Annotated in this window: 18 protein-coding genes and 1 pseudogene; 10 read left to right on the forward strand and 9 right to left on the reverse strand. The window is 61.7% G+C overall.

The annotated features are described in order from the left end of the window. Positions 1 to 27: 27 nt before the first annotated feature. From AC0L2Z_RS17435 to AC0L2Z_RS17450, 4 genes are read left to right on the forward strand one after another with little or no spacing between them, the layout of a single operon-like run. The gene (locus tag AC0L2Z_RS17435) at positions 28 to 897 is read left to right on the forward strand and encodes an NAD(P)-dependent oxidoreductase (RefSeq protein ID WP_128172587.1); all 870 of its coding nucleotides are present in this window, start codon (positions 28 to 30) and stop codon (positions 895 to 897) included. Between the two features lie 8 nt (positions 898 to 905). Next, the gene (locus AC0L2Z_RS17440) at positions 906 to 1,607 is read left to right on the forward strand and encodes a DNA alkylation repair protein (RefSeq protein WP_128172518.1); all 702 of its coding nucleotides are present in this window, start codon (positions 906 to 908) and stop codon (positions 1,605 to 1,607) included. Beyond that, positions 1,570 to 2,148 (forward strand): GNAT family N-acetyltransferase, encoded by a 579-nt coding sequence (locus AC0L2Z_RS17445; RefSeq protein ID WP_473628865.1) that lies wholly within the window; start codon positions 1,570 to 1,572, stop codon positions 2,146 to 2,148. Before AC0L2Z_RS17440 ends, AC0L2Z_RS17445 begins: the two co-directional genes overlap by 38 nt. 47 nt (positions 2,149 to 2,195) lie before the next feature. Beyond that, the gene (locus tag AC0L2Z_RS17450; protein WP_473628866.1) at positions 2,196 to 2,765 is read left to right on the forward strand and encodes a DUF3299 domain-containing protein; all 570 of its coding nucleotides are present in this window, start codon (positions 2,196 to 2,198) and stop codon (positions 2,763 to 2,765) included. A gap of 11 nt (positions 2,766 to 2,776) precedes the next feature. Here the strand turns inward: AC0L2Z_RS17450 and AC0L2Z_RS17455 are convergent, their stop codons facing one another. The 4 genes from AC0L2Z_RS17455 to AC0L2Z_RS17470 form a co-directional block, all read right to left on the reverse strand. Next, positions 2,777 to 3,268, reverse strand: coding sequence for an Lrp/AsnC family transcriptional regulator (locus AC0L2Z_RS17455; RefSeq protein ID WP_006333679.1), 492 nt, complete (start codon positions 3,266 to 3,268; stop codon positions 2,777 to 2,779). A 120-nt stretch (positions 3,269 to 3,388) separates the two neighbouring features. Next, positions 3,389 to 4,081, reverse strand: coding sequence for a uracil-DNA glycosylase family protein (locus AC0L2Z_RS17460; RefSeq protein WP_473628883.1), 693 nt, complete (start codon positions 4,079 to 4,081; stop codon positions 3,389 to 3,391). Beyond that, positions 4,021 to 4,632 (reverse strand): glutathione S-transferase, encoded by a 612-nt coding sequence (locus AC0L2Z_RS17465; protein WP_473628867.1) that lies wholly within the window; start codon positions 4,630 to 4,632, stop codon positions 4,021 to 4,023. Before AC0L2Z_RS17465 ends, AC0L2Z_RS17460 begins: the two co-directional genes overlap by 61 nt. Before the next feature lie 139 nt (positions 4,633 to 4,771). Continuing rightward, positions 4,772 to 5,395 (reverse strand): thermonuclease family protein, encoded by a 624-nt coding sequence (locus AC0L2Z_RS17470; RefSeq protein WP_473628868.1) that lies wholly within the window; start codon positions 5,393 to 5,395, stop codon positions 4,772 to 4,774. Positions 5,396 to 5,470: 75 nt separating this feature from the next. On the opposite strand from AC0L2Z_RS17470, the gene AC0L2Z_RS17475 reads away from it, so the two are divergent. Continuing rightward, positions 5,471 to 6,991, forward strand: coding sequence for an ATP-binding protein (locus tag AC0L2Z_RS17475; RefSeq protein ID WP_473628869.1), 1,521 nt, complete (start codon positions 5,471 to 5,473; stop codon positions 6,989 to 6,991). A 72-nt stretch (positions 6,992 to 7,063) separates the two neighbouring features. Here AC0L2Z_RS17475 and AC0L2Z_RS17480 read toward each other — a convergent pair whose 3' ends face one another. After that, a complete protein-coding gene (locus AC0L2Z_RS17480) occupies positions 7,064 to 8,059 on the reverse strand; it encodes a nicotinate-nucleotide--dimethylbenzimidazole phosphoribosyltransferase (protein WP_473628870.1) in 996 nt (331 codons plus the stop codon). A gap of 181 nt (positions 8,060 to 8,240) precedes the next feature. On the opposite strand from AC0L2Z_RS17480, the gene AC0L2Z_RS17485 reads away from it, so the two are divergent. Both AC0L2Z_RS17485 and AC0L2Z_RS17490 read left to right on the forward strand, forming a co-directional pair. Then, a complete protein-coding gene (locus tag AC0L2Z_RS17485; RefSeq protein ID WP_027151770.1) occupies positions 8,241 to 8,474 on the forward strand; it encodes a DUF1289 domain-containing protein in 234 nt (77 codons plus the stop codon). A 7-nt stretch (positions 8,475 to 8,481) separates the two neighbouring features. After that, the gene (locus AC0L2Z_RS17490) at positions 8,482 to 9,186 is read left to right on the forward strand and encodes a TIGR02281 family clan AA aspartic protease (protein ID WP_473628871.1); all 705 of its coding nucleotides are present in this window, start codon (positions 8,482 to 8,484) and stop codon (positions 9,184 to 9,186) included. 21 nt (positions 9,187 to 9,207) lie between these two features. On the opposite strand, the pseudogene AC0L2Z_RS17495 reads toward AC0L2Z_RS17490, so the two are convergent. Then, positions 9,208 to 9,525: pseudogene (locus AC0L2Z_RS17495) on the reverse strand (SDR family NAD(P)-dependent oxidoreductase); the annotation flags it as partial. Positions 9,526 to 9,637: 112 nt separating this feature from the next. On the opposite strand from AC0L2Z_RS17495, the gene AC0L2Z_RS17500 reads away from it, so the two are divergent. After that, positions 9,638 to 11,827, forward strand: coding sequence for an adenylate/guanylate cyclase domain-containing protein (locus tag AC0L2Z_RS17500; RefSeq protein WP_473628872.1), 2,190 nt, complete (start codon positions 9,638 to 9,640; stop codon positions 11,825 to 11,827). A 138-nt stretch (positions 11,828 to 11,965) separates the two neighbouring features. Here AC0L2Z_RS17500 and AC0L2Z_RS17505 read toward each other — a convergent pair whose 3' ends face one another. Both AC0L2Z_RS17505 and dusA read right to left on the reverse strand, forming a co-directional pair. Beyond that, positions 11,966 to 13,564, reverse strand: coding sequence for an ABC transporter substrate-binding protein (locus tag AC0L2Z_RS17505; protein WP_473628873.1), 1,599 nt, complete (start codon positions 13,562 to 13,564; stop codon positions 11,966 to 11,968). A 559-nt stretch (positions 13,565 to 14,123) separates the two neighbouring features. Next, entirely contained in the window at positions 14,124 to 15,119 is a 996-nt protein-coding gene (gene dusA, locus AC0L2Z_RS17510) for a tRNA dihydrouridine(20/20a) synthase DusA (protein ID WP_473628874.1), read from the reverse strand. A 143-nt stretch (positions 15,120 to 15,262) separates the two neighbouring features. Between dusA and AC0L2Z_RS17515 the strand changes: the two genes are divergently transcribed. Continuing rightward, a complete protein-coding gene (locus AC0L2Z_RS17515) occupies positions 15,263 to 15,895 on the forward strand; it encodes an ABC transporter ATP-binding protein (RefSeq protein ID WP_473628875.1) in 633 nt (210 codons plus the stop codon). 74 nt (positions 15,896 to 15,969) lie between these two features. After that, a complete protein-coding gene (locus AC0L2Z_RS17520; protein ID WP_473628884.1) occupies positions 15,970 to 16,419 on the forward strand; it encodes an NAD(P)/FAD-dependent oxidoreductase in 450 nt (149 codons plus the stop codon). Positions 16,420 to 16,510: 91 nt separating this feature from the next. On the opposite strand, the gene AC0L2Z_RS17525 is transcribed toward AC0L2Z_RS17520, so the two are convergent. Beyond that, positions 16,511 to 17,839, reverse strand: a complete 1,329-nt coding sequence (locus AC0L2Z_RS17525) for an aspartate aminotransferase family protein (protein WP_473628876.1) — start codon at positions 17,837 to 17,839, stop codon at positions 16,511 to 16,513. Positions 17,840 to 17,904 lie beyond the last annotated feature (65 nt).

Below are 17,904 nucleotides of genomic sequence, written 5' to 3' on the forward strand. Positions count from 1 at the left end.
GAAACAGGATTGAAGGGATTCGAAAACATGGCATCGGTGGCATTTCTCGGTCTTGGCGTCATGGGCTATCCAATGGCCGGACATCTCCGGAACAAGGGCGGCCACGACGTCACCGTCTACAACCGCACCAAGGCAAAGGCCGAGCAATGGGTTGCCCAGCATGGCGGCAGTGTTGCCGGCACGCCGGCTGAGGCCGCCGACGGCAAGGATTTTGTCTTTTGCTGCGTTGGCAATGACGACGATTTGCGCGCGGTGACGATCGGAGCCGAGGGTGCGTTCCAGTCGATGAAGAAGGGAGCCATCTTCATTGACAACACCACGGCCTCGGCTGAAGTCGCGCGCGAACTGGCGGAGAAGGCGCAAGTTCGCGGTTTTTCGTTCCTCGACGCACCGGTCTCCGGCGGTCAGGCCGGCGCCGAAAACGGCATCCTGACCGTCATGGTCGGCGGCGAGCAGAAAGCCTTCGAGCAGGCGAAGCCTGTCATCGATGCCTATGCCCGCATGGTCGGGCTGATGGGCCCGGCCGGCTCCGGCCAACTCACCAAGATGATCAACCAGATCTGCATCGCCGGCCTTGTCCAAGGGCTGGCCGAAGGCATTCATTTCGGCAAGAAGGCCGGGCTCGACATCGAAAAGGTCATCGAGGTGATCTCCAAGGGCGCGGCCGGCTCATGGCAGATGGAGAACCGCCACAAGACGATGAATGCCGGCAAATATGATTTCGGCTTCGCAGTCGACTGGATGCGCAAGGATCTCGGCATCTGCCTGGCGGAGGCCGACCGCAACGGCACCAAGCTGCCGGTGACGGCACTTGTCGACCAGTTCTACAAGGATGTGCAGGGGATGGGCGGCAAACGCTGGGACACGTCTTCGCTGCTGGCGCGACTGGAGAAGTAGGTTTTGTCGTGGCCGAGCTTTCGCCTCAATCCAGCGCCGGGGAGATTGTCGCCCATCTGCGCTCGATCGGCTCGCAGGAGAATCGCCTTGGCATGCTGCGCTACGGCATCAAGATCGAACGTGCGCTCGGTATTTCGCATGGCGTGCAGCGACAGATTGCCAAGAAGATCAAGCGCGACCATGAACGTGCCTTCGAACTATGGCAGTCAGGCATCATGGAAGCGCAGTTCATCGCTTCCGTCACAGCCGATCCGAAGCGGTTTTCTGCTGCGGATGCAAGACGATGGGCGGCGACTTTCGACTCGTGGGATATCGTCGACGGCGTCTCCGATCTCTTTGTCGATACGGATTGCTGGAAGGAACTGATAGAAGAGTTCGCGGCCGACGAACGCGAGTTCGTTCGACGCACGGCTTTTGCCATGATGGCCTGGTCGGTGGTCCACCGGAAGAAGGAGCCAGAGGCGACCTTCCTCGACTTCCTGCCGATCATCGAAGCGCACGCCAGCGATGCCCGCAATTTTGTGAAGAAGGCAGTGAACTGGGCGCTTCGCTCTATCGGCAAGCGATCGGTGAATTTGCACCGCGCCGCCCTCGCCTTGGCGCAGAAGCTGGCCGGTTCGACGGACAAGACGGCGCGCTGGATCGGCAAGGACGCTGCACGGGAGCTTTCCGATGCCAAGACGCTCGAGCGGCTCGCCAGGAAAGGCTGACCGGAGCCAGATCCGCTTTACTGAGGTGACGCGATCCACGCGCGCCGATTTCGAGAACCTGTTCGAGCAGCCTGGCGGCCCGAAATATTGCTGGTGCATGGCCTGGCGACAGCTCGAAAACCGCGAGCACGCGTCAAACGACGCGAGGAGACGGGCCATGCTGGCGCTTGTCGACGCCGGCACGCCGGTCGGTATCGTCGCCCATGCCGAAGGCAAGATCGTCGGCTGGTGCTCCGTGGCGCCACGCGAGACCTATCGCAAGCTGTCGCAGGAGCAGGACGACAGCGAGGCGGGCGTATGGTCGATCGTCTGCTTCTATGTGCCGAGGGCGTCGCGCGGCCGTGGACTGGCAAGCGCCCTGCTCGACGCGGCCATCGATCACGCTTTCGCCAACGGCGCCAGGACCATCGAGGCCTATCCGGTCGACCAGGCGTCGCCGAGTTACCGCTTCATGGGCTTTCGAGAGATGTTCGTGGCCCGCGGATTCCACGAGATCGGCATGGCCGGCTCGCGCCGGCATGTGGTGCGGCTCGAACGTTGACGCTGTCGGCGACGGCAGCTTTACTCCTGTCAAATGGAGAGCACACGGTGAGCAATCGTTTCAAATCGAGAGCGGCGCTGGCGGCCGTGCTGATTTCCATAGTGGCGGGCACCGCTTCCGCCGAAACCGCGCGCATATTCTGGAAGGACCTGCGCCCGGCGACCCAACCCGCTGCCGAAAGTGTCGGATTGCCGATGGGCGCGGCAAAAATGCCTGACCGCGGCGAGACGCTGTCTGTCAATTTGCGAGACAAGGCCGTCCAACTGGCGGGCTACGCGCTGCCGCTCGATCGGGACGGCGATCTAGTCTATCAGTTCCTGCTGGTGCCGTGGACAGGTGCGTGCAGCCACATGCCGGCGCCGCCGCCCAATCAGATCGTCCTCGTCACGCCCGCCCGCCCCTACAGGATGTCGCAAGCCTATCAGCCGGTTGCCGTGACCGGCGCGCTGGAGCCGGGCATGGAGAAAAGTCAGCTGTTCATCCTCGACGGTGTCAGCGTGATCCAGTCGGGTTACACCGTGCGCAAGGCGGAGGTGACGGATGTCGATCTCGTGCCGGACACGATCACGCTGCCGGCAAACTCGCCGTGGAGTTTCCTCAACAAAAAGAAGAACTAAGCAACAACTCCTCAGGCAGCGTTGGCGCCCGATTCCTTGTCCAGGACCATGTAGTCGAGCGGCATTTCGGTCGTGTATTTGATCTGCTCCATGGCAAACGACGACGAGACGTCGCGGATCTCGATCTTGGCGATCAGCCGCTTGTAGAAGGCGTCGTAAGCAGCGATGTCGGGCACCACCACGCGCAAGAGATAGTCGACGTCGCCGCTCATCCGGTAGAACTCGACCACTTCCGGAAATTCCTGGATGACCTCCGAAAAGCGGCGCAGCCACTCATGGCTGTGCGAATTGGTGCGGATCGACACGAACACGGTGACGCGCACATTGACCTTTTCATGATCGAGGATGGCGACGCGCCGCTTGATGACGCCTTCCTCCTCGAGCTTCTGGATGCGCCGCCAGCAGGGCGTGGTCGACAGTCCGACTTTCTTGGCGACATCGGCGACCGCGAGCGTCGCGTCCTCCTGCAAGAGGCGGAGGATTTTTCTGTCAAGGCGGTCCATTTGGGTGCTCCCACGGGGATAGATCAGGAATAGATTGGCTATAGTCCTTCTTATTTGGGCCATTCACAAGAAAGAAATTCTGTCAGATGGCGCAAAAGCGAGTGATTTCTTGCTTACGCGTCAGCCGAGGCGATAGCGGATTTCCGATCTCAGAAACGGCAGCAAATCCATTTCAAACCACGAATTGCGCTTCAGCCAGCCGGTGTTGCGCCACGATGGATGCGGTAGCGGCAGCACTTTCGGGGTGCTGGGCGCATCCCAGATGGTGCGCCAATCCATCACCGTCTCCGTCAGCGAGGGCCGGCGCGCAGCGCCCATGTGCCAGGATTGCGCATAGAGGCCGATCGTCAGCACCAGGTCGATGCGCGGCATCAGCGCCATCAGCGGCGCACGCCAGGCCGCTGCACATTCGCGGCGCGGCGGCAGGTCGCCGCCCTTGGCATCCTGGCCGGGAAAGCAAAAGCCCATCGGCACGATGGCGAATTTTGTCGTGTCGTAGAATTCTTCGCTGCTGACCCCCAGCCAGTCCCGCAACCGATCGCCGGAAGCGTCGGTGAACGGCATGCCTGACATATGCACCTTGGTGCCCGGTGCCTGGCTGGCAATCAGGATGCGGGCGCTCGACGACGGCCTGAGCACAGGGCGCGGCTCATGCGGCAGCGGCTGGCCGACCGGGTTTTCGACGCAGATTCGGCAGGCGCGTACCCTCGCCGCGAAGTTTTCCAGGTCTCGATCATGCCTGGGGCTCATCCTCAGGCGGCGGCGCTCGGCCGGCTGGAGATCGCCTGATGCCAGCGCAGCACGTTGACACAGTCTTCCGGCACCTTGATGCGCGCCGGCTTCATGAAGTCGATGGCAATCAGCCCGGTGATGTCGGCGATCGAATAGGCGTCGCCGGCAACGAATTCGCGGTTCGCCAGCTCGTCGTCGAGGAGTTTCAGGAATGCAACGGCTTTCGGCTTGTTGGCCTCTCCCCATTCGGGAATTTGCGGGATCTCCCATTCCTTCATCGCCGGATGGACGTGTCGGAACGCGGCGCTGACGCAATTAAGCAAGTTGAGCTCCATCCGTCTCTGCCACATCTCGACCAGCGCTTTGCCGAGCGCGCCGCGGCCGAACAACGCCGGTTCCGGGTGCAGTTCCTCGAAATAGCGGCAGATGGCGACGGATTCGGTGATGACGGTGCCGTCGTCGAGTTCGAGCACCGGCAGGCGCTGCAACGGGTTGCGCGAACTGACCGGCTGTTCTCTGTGCTCCAGCGCGCCCATGTCGACGGGCACCAGCGGAACCTCAAGCCGCTTTTCGGCGAGGAAGACGCGAACCCGCCGTGGATTGGGCGCCCGGCCGCCGTCAAAGAGTTTCATCCCATCCTCCTTTCGCCTCGGCCCGACAACCGGAATCGATTGCCGGAAAGCACGACGCGAAGATTCAAAAATCTCAGCGCATGGCTTGTGCGTCCGACTGGACGCACGTCGCTCTGTTGCAACACTATAGGATTGACCATCACCAGAAGCGAAAAATTTCTCGTAAGCCATCGCCGATCGAAGCCAAGCGACCGTGCTTTCTTTCGACCACTTCGTGATTGCGGCTCTCGCGCCAATCGTGCGGCTCGTCGAAAGTGCCGGCCCAGATGCCAGCCTTGCCTGATCGGGCAGCGGCCTCCTCGGTTTCAAAATCGCCATAGGCAACTGCCCAGCCGGCCTCGACCTGGGCGCGGTTGAGATCCCTGCCGCCGGCGTTGCAATCGCCGAGCAGCCGGCGGTATCGGTCGCGCTGCCAGCCGGTGCAGGAGACGGGTTTGCCTGCTATCAGACGTACTAGCGACTGCCGCGCTAGCTTGCCGCAGGGATAGCCGGCGCCGTCCTTGCGGCAGATCTGCGAATATTCTGGCGCATCAATGCCGCGCATGCGGATGCGCTCGGTACCGAGCGTGATCGTATCGCCGTCATTGACGACGGCGGCACCCTCAGCCTTGCGCGTCTCGATCCGATCAAGGCGCGCCGCCAGAAGGATCAGCAGACCGAGGACAAGCACGGCCAGTGCATAGTCCACCAGCCGGCGCCAAAGGCTTCGCGGCTGCGGCGGGACGTATCGCAGTCCCGGCCGCCGCGACCACGAACGGCTCATATGGCAAACCGTTGGTTAATCATTCGAACGTAGCTTAACAATTTGAAACCGCTGCCCGCATAAATTGAAGTCTCCATGCCCTCGCAACGTTCGACCACAGCGGACAAGTTTATTGTGGACCGCCGGAAACCCCATCGCAACAGCGATGTGGCGCGCGCGGTGCGCAAGACGCGCGACCGTCTTTCGCAGCAGGCCGGAAATCCTGATTTCGACCGCGAGCTGTTGAAACTGCACGCCCGTGCGATGATAGGCGGCGCGATCATAGTTCCGCTTCTCGTCCTGGCGACCGCCGCGACCGGTCTGTTTGCTGGCGTCGGCAAGGCAATTGGCGTCTGGGCGCTTCTTATACTCATCTGCTACGCCATCGTCGTGTTCATGGCGAGGCGCGTCGACCGAACGGAAGCTGCCGAACTCAACCCGCTGCAAACGCACCGTGATTTCCTGATAGGCCATTTCCTTTGCGGCCTGGGCTGGGCCTGGTTTGCCTGGCTCGGTTGCGACACCTGCCAGGTCGACCGGTTCCAGTTGATCAAGGCGGTGGTGCTGCTGCTTGCCATGGCGGCGACGGCGATCACGGCGTCATCGTTGCGCGACGCGTTGCTGGCGACTTTCGCCGTTCCGGTGGCCGCCTATGCCTATGCCGGCGCCAGGCAGTGGATGCCGGTCGAGTTGATCATGGCCGGGTTGCTGATTGTCTCGCTGCCCTTCTTCGCCTATGTGGCGCGCCGCCTCAATCGCTCGTCCTTGATGCTGCTCTCGTTCCGCTCCGAAAAGGACGCGCTGATTGCCGAATTGGACACGGCGAAATCGATGTCGGACGAAGCGCGCCGACGGGCGGAGGACGCCAACCTGGCAAAGTCGCGGTTTTTGGCCTCGATGAGTCATGAGTTGCGGACGCCGCTCAACGCCATTCTCGGTTTCTCCGAGGTGATGGCGAACGAAGTGCTCGGACCGATGAGCAATCCGACCTATCGCGACTATGCTCGCGACGTCCATGACTCTGGCCAGCACCTGCTCGACCTGATCAACGAAATCCTCGACCTGTCGCGCATCGAAGCGGGCCGCTACCAGCTCAACGAAGAGCCGATGATGCTGCTTTCCGTCGTCGAGGATTGCTGTCACATGATGGAGCTGAAGGCGCGCAACAAGGACATCCGCATCGTCCAGGATTTCGAAAACGCCTTGCCGCGCCTGTTCGCTGACGAACGCGCGGTGCGCCAGATCGCGCTCAATCTTTTGTCGAACGCCATCAAGTTCACCGGAACTGGCGGCGAGATCCGCGTGCGCGTCGGCTGGACGGCGGGCGGCGGCCAATACCTCTCCGTCAAAGACAATGGGCCCGGCATTCCGGAAGACGAGATTCCGGTCGTGCTGTCCGCCTTCGGCCAGGGCTCCATCGCCATCAAGAGCGCCGAGCAAGGCACCGGGCTTGGCCTGCCGATCGTCCAAAGCCTGCTCGCCATGCATGGCGGCGAGTTCGAACTCCATTCCAAACTGCGCGAAGGCACCGAGGCGATCGCCATCTTTCCGTTGAGCCGGGTGATGGAGGAATTGCCGGCGCTGCCGACCAGGGCCGTTGCTGCGCGCCGGCGATAGACGCTTAATGCATGTCGCCGCAAAACAACAACCTGAGGCGCGTCGCATGAGGCGGGTCGAACGCGACGCGCTTTAATGCAGCGCCGCTGCCATGCCCGAGGCGGTGAGCGCAGCGGCTTTGACCAGGCCGGCCGCAAGTGCCGCCCCTGCCCCCTCGCCGTGGCTGACGCCGAGATCAAGCAGCGGGCGCAAGCCGAGCCGCTCGGCGGCCCGAGCATGCGCAGGCTCTGGCGACAGGCTGGCAAGCAGGCAATGATCGAGCGCAGTGGCGTCTGCGGCATGCAGCGCCGCCGCAGCGGCTGTCGCCACCAACCCATCGAGCAGGACGGGGATCTTCTGCGTCCGGGCGGCGAGGATGGCGCCGGCAATCGCTGCGAACTCACGGCCGCCAACCCGGCGCAACGCTTCCAGCGGGTCCCTGAGACCTGTGCCGTGGAAGGCTAGCGCGGCATCGACCACTTCCGCCTTGCGCACCCGCATCGATGCATCGGCGCCCGATCCGGATCCGACCCAATCTGCGCCACTGCCGCCGAACAGTGCGGCAAGCAAGGCCGCGGCGACGGTGGAATTGCCGACGCCGAGGTCGCCAAGGCAAAGCAGATCGGCGCCGCCGGCGATCGCCTCCATGCCGAAGGCCATGGTGGCGGCACAGCCGCGTTCGTCAAGTGCCGCCTCCTCGGTGATGTCGGCGGTTGGAATGTGCAGCGCAAGATCGAACACTTTCAGCCCGAGATTATTGGCGATGCAGATCTGGTTGATCGCCGCACCGCCGGCCGCGCAAAGCTCGACGGCGTTCGCCGTGGCAGCGACGGGCCGTGGCGAAATGCCGTGACGAGCGACGCCGTGATTGCCGGCGAAGATCGCCACCAGAGGCCGGTTCACTGCCGGCGGCGCGCGGCCGCTCCAGGCGGCCAGCCAGGCCGCGATGTCCTCGATGCGGCCGAGCGAACCCTTGGGTTTGTCGGCCGTGGCGAACAGCGCACGGACGCGGGCTTCGGCTGCCGCGTCGGCCTGCGGCAGGGTCGCCAGAAGATTGCGAAAATCGTCGAAGGGCAGCGCGCTGGTCATGTCGTCGATGATCGTTCCCGGAGTTGGTGAGCGGCATAGCCGCCTTGCTCGGCCGGCACAACTGCCTGCATTGACGCGAACGCGGCTGCCGGCGGCGCATTCCGGAGGTCTTGCATTGGCCTTGCCGTTACACCATGTGGAAGCGAGACAAGGGATTCCTTGGGAATCCTGAGAGATAAACATGACGGCCATCGAATCCCCATGCGTCCTGGTCTGTTCGATCGATATGAAAACCGGCTTCTGCTTCGGCTGCGGCCGTACGCGCGAGGAAATCGGCGCCTGGATCGAGATGACCCCTGAAATCCGCCGCAGCGTGATGGCCGAGCTGCCGGCCCGGCTGGAAACGGTTGAACGCAGACCGCGCCGCGAAACCCGCCGCACCCGCCTCGCGCGCGAACGCGACGCTCTCTCGTGAGCCACATATGAACCGGGTTTTCTGGGTTTTGATGATCCTGATCGGGGTAGGCGTTGTCCTGCTCATGCTCAATGATCCCGCCGGCAGCACATTCGGCGTCGAGAATTACGATTTCAGCCGGCTGATCTGGCTTGCCGCACTGGTTGCACTCATCGCCGCCGGCTTACTCAGATCAGGCAGACCCTTGGGCACGATGGCCCGCAGCATGGGTGCCTGGGCCGTCATCGTGCTCGCACTGATCGCCGGCTACCAGTATCGTTATGAATTGCAGGATTTCGCCAGCCGGGTAACGGCCGGCCTTGTTCCCGGCAGTCCGCTGGCGTTGGGCCTTGAGGACGGCCACGCCACGGTGACCCTGGACAAGGCCGGCAATGGCCATTTCGAAGCACGAATCATGGTCAACGGCACGCCGGTCCGGGCCGTGGTCGATACCGGCGCAACCAGCACCGTGCTGACCGCGCAGGACGCGCAAGCGGCCGGCTTCAATCCAGCCGCTCTCAATTTCACCATCCCGGTTTCGACCGCCAACGGCATGGCGCGCGCCGCCGTCGTGAGAACCGACGAATTGGCGATCGGCGGGATCGTGCGCAAGGACATGCCGGTCATGATCGCCGCGCCCGGCATGCTCGGCCAGAGCCTGCTCGGCATGAACTTCATCGGCTCATTGTCCGGATTCGACGTGCGCGGCGACCGCATGATCTTGCGCGATTGAACAGTCAGGCCACTGCGCCGCTCAGTGAGCGTTAAGCATCTCGACCGCTTGATCAAACCGGCCGTCCCGCTCCGCCCAGCGCAGGAAGCCCACGCACTCCACCAGGATCTCCTTCGGCGTCGGCTCCCGGCTGAACAACGCCATCGCTTCGTCGACAAACGCATCGAGCGGCATGTAGTCGTCGCGCCTCGACTGGCCGGGCGTGAGTTCAGTGCGAACCGCTGGCGGCGCAAGCTCGATCACTTCGACCTTGCCCCTGAGTTGCTCGCGCAACGACACCGTATAGGAATGGATCGCCGCCTTGGTGGCATTGTAGGTCGGCGTGCCACTCGGCGGCACGTGATCTGGGAACTTCAAGGGCAAATCGTGACCCAAAGCCGACGAGAGCAGGACTAGGCTCCGAAGCGATACTCTTTTATCATGGTACAGTTGCCCAGCGCCGGAAACTACCATGGAGCGCAGGCTTGCGGCGATACTTGCCGCTGACATCGTTGGCTACAGCCGCCTTATGGAAGCCGATGAGGCGGATACCCTCGCGCGCCTGAAGAGTACCCGCGAGAACCTGATCGATCCGAAGATCGCCGCTCATAAGGGGCGCATCGTGAAGCTCATGGGCGACGGCGCGCTGATAGAATTCTCCAGCGTGGTCGACGCGGTCGGCTGCGCCGTCGAAATCCAGCGGACTATGGCGGAGTGCAACGCCGAACTGCCGAAGGAAAAACAACTCGAATTCCGCATTGGCGTAAACCTTGGCGATGTGATTGTCGAAGGGCAGGATATCTATGGCGACGGCGTGAATGTCGCAGCGAGACTGGAAGGATTGGCGGAACCCGGGGGCGTCCTTATTTCAGGATCGGCATTCGATCAGGTCGAGAGAAAGCTGGATTTTGAGTTCGAATTCTTGGGTGAACAAAAGCTCAAGAACATCGAAAAACCTATTCGTCTGTATCGGATAGGCCCGCGGGAACGCGCCGCATCCGGAACAGTTCCAGCAAAACGCAAGCGCTATATCGAATGGCGCCGGCCGGCGGTCGCGGCGACGGCGCTGATCCTGATCGCCGGAGGTGTAGCACTTTGGAAGGTCGTCGGCGACGGTTCAGGACCGCCGGTCGAGGTGGCCTCCAGGGAAAGAATGGCGCTCCCGCTACCGGACAAGCCATCGATCGCTGTATTGCCATTCACCAACATCTCGAGCGACGCGGGCCAGGAGCACTTCGCCGACGGCATGACCGATGACTTGATCACCGACCTTTCCAAGCTTTCCGGCCTCTTCGTGATCGCGCGAAACTCGACATTCATTTACCGCGGCAAGCCGGTAAAAATCAGCCAGGTCGCCGAAGAACTTGGCGTGCGTTACGTTCTCGAGGGAAGCGTACGGCGAGCCGGCGAGCAGGTGCGAGTCAACGCCCAGCTCATCGATGCCCTCACCGGCGGGCATGTGTGGGCGGACAGGTTCGATGGAAACGTCGCCGATATTTTTGCGGTCCAGGACATTTTTGTCGCAAAGATCGTCGAAGCGTTGAAGGTCAATCTCACCACCACCGAAAAAACGGAAATTGCCCGCGCCAAGCCGGACAATATCGCAGCCAAGGAAGCTTTCGAAGAGGGTTGGAGCCTTTATCTCCGTTACAACGCAAAGGACACAGCTGCCGCCATCACTTCCTTGAAAAAAGCAACCGAACTTGATCCCGAATATGGGCGAGCTTATGCCGCCCTGGCGCTGGCCTACTTCCGCGTCGTTGACTCACTCTGGGGTAAAGAACTCGGTAGGAACGAACCATATTTCTGGTGGGGAGCTCACGATTACGTAGAGCTGGCCAAGAAATATCCAACGTCACTGTCTTATACGGTCGAGGCATTGCGGAACGTTTATCAAGGTCTGGCCAAAGATGCACGCAGGAATGCCGGTCGAGCGATTGCATTGGATCCCAACGACCCCGAAGCACACATCGCAATGGCTTGGGCGCTGACGATCTCAGGCGAACCTGCCGAGGCGCTGAATTTCGTCGCGACCGCCATGCGGCTCAACCCGACCTATCCAAGCCACTACGTTCTCGCTCGTGGATTGGCGCTTTTTGCAATGGGCGATCTGAAACAAGCGGCTGAGGTGTTCGGAGACGGCGTCAGGCGAAACCCAGACGCAACTGCGCTCTTTCTACCACTCAGTTCCGTGCTGGCGCAGCTCGGGCGCCGGGAAGAAGCCAGGCAAATGCTCCTGAAGTTCCGACCGGGTGCAGACCAGAAAGGGCTCGAAAATCTTCCCGACACCTATATCTTCTCGTTCCAATGGGATTATGAACACGCAGGCGTGCGGGAGCGCCTGTATGATGGTCTCCGTATCGCTGCGCTGCCGCTGGCCATCACCGTTACGAGCCTGGAAACAGAGCTTGAGACCGGCAATCCCTTTTCCCAGCAATATGCGGCAGAGCGACTGGGCTGGTTTGGACCAGCGGCAGCACAAGCCGTTCCGGCTCTGGTTGAAGCGCTTAAGGTTGAATATCTCCGCCGGGATGCCATCGAGGCGCTGGGAAAGATCGGGCCTCCGGCACGAGCTGCGATACCTGCGCTCGTGGCACTCCAGAATGAAGCTCTAATTGGCATTCACGCAAAGGACGCACTGTCCAAAATCAGAGGCAATTGATCGACCCTGGACGCGCGCCCGGGATTTCCGCTTGTGGTCCAACGCGGACCTGCTGCGATGTCCGCTCGGGAGCCGCTGGTGGGGGCAAGGAGACATTAGACGCGTCCAGTCCGCCATCCCAGTTTATGAGTAGACGGCCTAGGCGAACCACCAGCGTTCGGCGATCTTAAGCCCGTCCATCGGCCAGTTCGACGCCACCTCGCCATGGGCGAGAGCCTTGGTGTGGGCATCGACATAGGAGTTGAAGACGACATTAATGAGCCCGCCGTCGTCATGCAGCAATTGCTGCATTTCGGCATACATGCCGGCACGCTTGGTATCGTCGGTCTCCGAGCGGGCGGCGACGAGCAGCTCATTAAAGCGCGGATTTTTCCAAGACGTTTCGTTCCACACCGCTTCCGCCGCATAGGCGATGGTGAACATCCAGTCGCACGTCGGCCGGCCGGCCCAGTAAGAGGCGTAGAACGGCTTCTTGAACCAGACATTGTCCCAGTAGCCTTCATTGGGCTCCCTGATCACATTCAGGTTGAGCCCGGCCGCCCGGGCATGCTCCTGCCACAGGAGAGCCGAGTCGGTCGCACCCGTGAACCCGGCATCCGCGACCGACAGGTCGAACTGGGTGTTCTCGGCCCCCGCCTTCTTGAGAAGGCTCTTGACTATATCGGGGTCGTAGACATGCTTCGGCTGCGGATCGATCGCGAACTTGACGGTCGGTGCGACCGGATTGTCGTTGCCGACGGCGCCGTGGCCGAGAAACACCTTCCGCACGATCTCGTCGCGATTGAGCGAGTACTTGATCGCATTGCGCACATCGGGATTGTCGAAGGGCGCCTTCTGGACGTTCATGACATAAACGTAGTGGCCGTAGCCCGTCGTCTCCGAGATCACGAGATCGGGGTTCTGCCTCAGGATGTCGAGCGTCTTCAGATCGCAGCGATCCATGTAGTGGACCTCGCCGGTGTTGAGCGCGTTGGTGCGCGCCTTCACATCGTTGATCGCCAGGCATTCGACACGGTCGAACCAGCCCTTGTCGGATTTGAAGTAGCTCGGGTTCTTGTTGAAGGTGGCGATGACGCCGGGCTCGAATTTCTCGAGCATGTAGGGGCCGGTGCGGATGCCCGACTCCCAGTCGACGCCGCCCTCTTTCGCCGGCATGACCGGGATGTCCGACATGATGTAGGGGAAGTCGGCATTGCCGCCGTCGAGTTCGAACACCACCGTCTCGGCACCGTCGGCGACGACATTCTTGACCGAAGCCAAGAGCGATTTCATTACCGATTTCGTGCCCTCGATGCTGTGATGCCTGACAGAGGCCACGACATCGTCGGCGGTAACCGTCTTGCCATTGTGAAAGGTGGCTCCTTTCCTCAGTTTGAACACCCACTTCTTGGCGCCGTCTGACGGCTCAAAGCTCTCGGCGAGGTCGGGGACCACATTGCCCTTGGAATCGATTTCGGTCAGGCCGTTCGACAAGGTTCCGAATAGCGCGGTGCCGGTGAACGGGTTGACGTTGGTACTACCCGGTTCCAGTGTATCGGTGGCGGCGGCATCGCCGATGCCGATCTTCAAGGTGCCGCCCTTCTTGGGCTCGGCGTGCACCGCCTGGACGAACATCGCATTGGCGGCCGTGGCGGCAAGGCCGGCGGCGAGCGCCAGCTGAACAAAGTCGCGACGCGAAACCCTGCCTTTCGCGGCAAGCTTGGCGGCCAACGTCAGTTTCGTTTCAAATTCCGTCACAGATGCTCTCTCCCTCGAACGGGAAGATCATGCGAGACCCTCGGCGGCCCGAGAGACTTTAGGACGATAGCACAACAGGCATTCCCGAGCTAACGAGGAACCTCGACAGCGCCCGGTCGGACTCGCGTCCTCTCGCTTGCTCCCGCGCCGACTTGGGCCTCGCCCGGAGCGGATGGATCGGTCGATATCCAGTTCGTTGGCTGCGACGGAAAGATTGCCAACTGTATTTCGATTACACCTGGCTGGAGTTACTGGGTTCGCCTCTATCACCCGCCCACGCCAATTTTAGATCGCACATGGGGATTCCCGGAGCCGAAGCTGATGAATTGATATGAGGATGTCGAATGTCCGCTCTTCCAAAGCTGCCCTGGAATCGCTTTCGCTAAAGTCCGTTTCTGGTGCTACCTGCCCGTTCAGGTGGCCGCTACAGTTGATTGCAAGCGACCCTGGGCAGCCTTTCGAAACGAACGCCCAACAGAATCATCATTTGTTCTCGCTTAGCGTTGTTTGGCGGACCTTTAACGCGATGCCCTCCACATGATCTTGCGCGATTGGACAGTCAGGCTGCTTCGGCGTCCGTCCCGCTAAAATCGACTGCGGCGAAGGCCGCCTTCAGCACATCGGGTCCGGCGCCGGGCCTTGTCGCATCGGTCGAAAGGATCTGCCGGTAGCGGCGCGCACCGGGCAGGCCGTGGAACAGGCCGACCATGTGACGGGTGACATGGCCAAGCCGCCCGCCCCGCTCGATATGGCGTGCCGCATAATCCGCCATGGCATCGATCAGCGCGGCAAAATCGAACGTTTTGGGTTCGGCGCCGTAAAACGCCGCATCGACGCCTGCCAGAATGCCCGGCGTGTGATAGGCGGCGCGGCCGAGCATGGCGCCGTCGACATGATCAATGTGGTCAAGTGCCTCTTCAAGGGATTGAATGCCGCCGTTTATACCGATGAATTTGTTTGGATTTTTTGCCTTCAGCCGATACACTCTGTTGTAGTCGAGCGGCGGGATGTCGCGGTTTTCCTTCGGGCTCAGCCCTTCCAGCCACGCCTTGCGGGCATGCACCCACAGCGCGTCGGCGCCGGCCGCGAAAACCCCGTCCGCCAGCGTATCGAGCGCCGGCTCAGGATCCTGCTCGTCGACGCCGATGCGGCATTTGACGGTAACCGGAATGCCGACAGAAGCCTTCATCGCCGCGACGCAATCGGCGACCAGGTCCGGTGCTTTCATCAGGCAGGCGCCGAACGTACCCGACTGGACGCGGTCGGACGGGCAGCCGACATTGAGGTTGATCTCGTCATAGCCGAAGGCTTCGCCGATGCGGGCCGCCTCGGCAAGCTTCTGCGGATCGGAGCCGCCGAGTTGCAACGCCACCGGATGTTCCGTACCATCGAAGCCCAGCAAGCGCTCGCGCTCGCCGTGGATGACCGCGTCGGCGACGACCATCTCGGTGTAGAGCAATGCCCGCCGCGTCAACTGGCGATGCAGGAACCGGCAATGCCGGTCCGTCCAGTCCATCATAGGTGCGATGGCAAACTTCCTGCCTAAGTCGTTCATTTCGTCACGCTTTTTCTCAGTCGGTCCAATACCCCATTGGCCCATCTGATAAGAGGTTCCCATATGATATCCAAAAGCACGCTTAACAGCGACGGAAGCTTTTGAGAAGCGCTTCCGGGATCACCTCGCTGATCGGCGACGTCGTGCTTGCGGGGCGCGGCCTCGCCAAAGCGTTCGGCGATCATGCCCTGTTCAGGGATTTCGACGTCGAAGTGCGGGCGGGCGAGATCGTCGCCGTCACAGGTCCCAGCGGTTGCGGCAAGACGACGGTCGGCAACATCCTCCTCGGGTTGGTTGAGCCGGACACGGGAAGCGTTGAGCGGCGCAAAAACCTGTCGCCGCTGCGATTTCAGAAGCTCTACCAAGATCCGCCGGCAGCCTTCCCGCCACACCAGACAATACGGAGGGGCTTGTCGGATCTTGCGAAACTGCACCGGCTGCAGTGGTGCGACGTGGAGAAACTGCTCACTCGCCTTCGTCTCCACCAGAATCTGCTCGACCGCTTGCCGAGCCAGATTTCGGGAGGCGAGCTGCAGCGCTTCGCGATCGTGCGCGCCCTGCTTCTCGATCCGGTCTTCCTGATTGCCGACGAGGCTACATCCCGCCTCGACCCGGTCAGCCAGAAGGAGGTGATCGATTTTCTGATCCAGACGGTGCGCGAAACCGGGCTTGGGATTCTTCTCGTCACGCATGACCGCGCCTTGGCCGAACGAATTTCTACAAGAACGATCAATCTGGCCGGGCACGAAAGTCGAGATCGCTTGCATCTGGCATAGGGACGAACGCCGCCGACCGGGCAACGGACCAAGGTTGCTGACTCCGCGGCAGACATGGCCGAGCCGACAGGTGGATTTGCGACCAGCCGCACATCGCCAATTACTTCCGGCTCACCCCGGACAACCGACTCTTGTTCGGCGGGCGCGCGAAGTTCTCGGCTGCCTCTAACCAGAAGACAGACGCGCGTTCCGGCGAGCTTTTGCGCAAGCAGATGCTCGATGTGTTCCCGCAACTGGACGATGTCGAAATCGACTATTGCTGGGGCGGTCTCGTCGGCTGCACGCAAGACCGCTATCCGCGCGCCGGCACCGCCGATGGCCTGATCTACGGCATGGGCTATTCAGGACATGGCGCGCAGCTCTCGACGCTGATCGGAAATGTCCTGGCGGACATTGCAATGGGCCGCACGGATACCAATCCAATCGGCGGCATGGACTGGAATGCCGTCCCGCTGCATACCGGCAAGCCGTGGTTCCTGCCAATGGTGGGCACCTATTATCGGCTGAAGGATATGCTTGCCTGATCCAGCCGACAGGCCCCAAAGCGGCCGACCGGAACCGCCATCTCGGCACGAATTGAACCAGGACCTGGCCACCTGGTCGCAGGCATGCGGTCTAGCCTGCGACCTTGATGAGCGCCCGCTCCATGGCTGCAAGGAAGAGGTCGACATGCTCGGCCTGGCAAACGAGCGGCGGGCGCACTTTGAGGGAATCCTCGTTGGCCCCTGTCGTGCTGACAAGGACGCCGTCGTCGCGCAGTGCGTTCACGACATCCAGCGCCATTGCCCGCCGGCTTGCCACCGGGGCACCCTCAGGCCCGATGTCGATGCCAAAGAACAGACCGGCGTTTCGGATAGCGCGAACTCCATATGGCTGCTGTGCGATTTTCTCCAGCCCGGCTCGGAGGCGCTGGCTCATGGCAAGCGCTTTCTGGGGGATCTGGTCGCGCTGCAGGATCGCCAGCACGGCGTCGGCGGTCGCTATGCCAACCGTATTTCCGGCGAACGTGTTGGAGTAGCGAGCGGTTGCGCCAAATTGCTCCATCGGTGCTTTGCGACCAACGACCGCGCCAATTGGAAATCCGTTGCCCATCGGCTTGCCGAGGGTAGCGAGATCGGGAACGATCCCGTGCCGTTCAAAGCCCCACATATGAGCGCCGGTTCGCCCAAAACCCGGCTGAACTTCGTCGGCGATGACGAGACCACCTGCCTCCCGCACCGCCGCAACTCCACCGGCGATGAAGCCGGGGGGATCGACCCATACGCCATCGCTGGAAAAAATACTGTCGATGAGCAGGGCCGCAACGCCGATGCCACGACAGTTCAGATCTACGATGGCCGCGCGTACTTGCGCCTCGAAAAAGTCCGCAGCCTGGGCTTCCGGCATACCCTCCGGCCCCGGCAGGGAGACCATGCGCACGAATGGGCTGAGCTTGACTGCGTCGCCCAGGTTCGGGGAAACCGCGGCGACAGCCGCGCTGGTGCCGTGATAGGCGTAGGTCGAGACGATCACGCCTTCATTGCCGCTCGCAAATCGCGCGATACGCAGGGCCAGATCGTTGGATTCACTCCCCGTGCAGGTAAAAACCACCCGGTCGAGCTCGCTTGGGAAAGTGTCGACCAGTCGCTCGGCATAGTCGATAAGTTTTGGCTCGAGATAGCGCGTGTTGGCGCTTATCCGGCCCGCCTGTTCAGCCATTGCGGCGTTTACTTCTGGGTGGCAATGGCCGAGCGACGGCACGTTGTTGTAGAAATCAAGATAGGCACGCCCGTCAGGGTCGTAGAGCCACATGCCTTCGCCGCGAACGAAGTGCACGGGCCGGCGGTACTGAAGCCGATAGGAGGCCCCAAGTACTTCGTCACGGCGAGCAATGAGCTCGGACTCGCGCCTCGGAAGATCGGATTCGCCGGGCCTGTAGCGATTAGGCATGAGATCTGTGGACATGTGCTGCTGCCTATCTGAAAGAGTACCTTGATCAATTCGCGGTTCGTCTTTTGGCTACCGTGCCG

It is taken from the genome of Mesorhizobium sp. WSM4850 (assembly GCF_055811735.1).

Excerpts from the sequence above, each read along its gene's own strand:
- AC0L2Z_RS17435 (WP_128172587.1), top strand. The coding sequence starts at position 28 with ATGGCATCGGTGGCATTTCTCGGTCTTGGCGTCATGGGCTATCCAATG.
- AC0L2Z_RS17445 (WP_473628865.1), top strand. The coding sequence starts at position 1,570 with ATGCCAAGACGCTCGAGCGGCTCGCCAGGAAAGGCTGACCGGAGCCAG.
- AC0L2Z_RS17455 (WP_006333679.1), bottom strand. The coding sequence starts at position 3,268 with ATGGACCGCCTTGACAGAAAAATCCTCCGCCTCTTGCAGGAGGACGCG.
- AC0L2Z_RS17465 (WP_473628867.1), bottom strand. The coding sequence starts at position 4,632 with ATGAAACTCTTTGACGGCGGCCGGGCGCCCAATCCACGGCGGGTTCGC.
- AC0L2Z_RS17470 (WP_473628868.1), bottom strand. The coding sequence starts at position 5,395 with ATGAGCCGTTCGTGGTCGCGGCGGCCGGGACTGCGATACGTCCCGCCG.
- AC0L2Z_RS17475 (WP_473628869.1), top strand. The coding sequence starts at position 5,471 with ATGCCCTCGCAACGTTCGACCACAGCGGACAAGTTTATTGTGGACCGC.
- AC0L2Z_RS17480 (WP_473628870.1), bottom strand. The coding sequence starts at position 8,059 with ATGACCAGCGCGCTGCCCTTCGACGATTTTCGCAATCTTCTGGCGACC.
- AC0L2Z_RS17485 (WP_027151770.1), top strand. The coding sequence starts at position 8,241 with ATGACGGCCATCGAATCCCCATGCGTCCTGGTCTGTTCGATCGATATG.
- AC0L2Z_RS17490 (WP_473628871.1), top strand. The coding sequence starts at position 8,482 with ATGAACCGGGTTTTCTGGGTTTTGATGATCCTGATCGGGGTAGGCGTT.
- AC0L2Z_RS17500 (WP_473628872.1), top strand. The coding sequence starts at position 9,638 with ATGGAGCGCAGGCTTGCGGCGATACTTGCCGCTGACATCGTTGGCTAC.
- dusA (WP_473628874.1), bottom strand. The coding sequence starts at position 15,119 with ATGAACGACTTAGGCAGGAAGTTTGCCATCGCACCTATGATGGACTGG.
- AC0L2Z_RS17525 (WP_473628876.1), bottom strand. The coding sequence starts at position 17,839 with ATGTCCACAGATCTCATGCCTAATCGCTACAGGCCCGGCGAATCCGAT.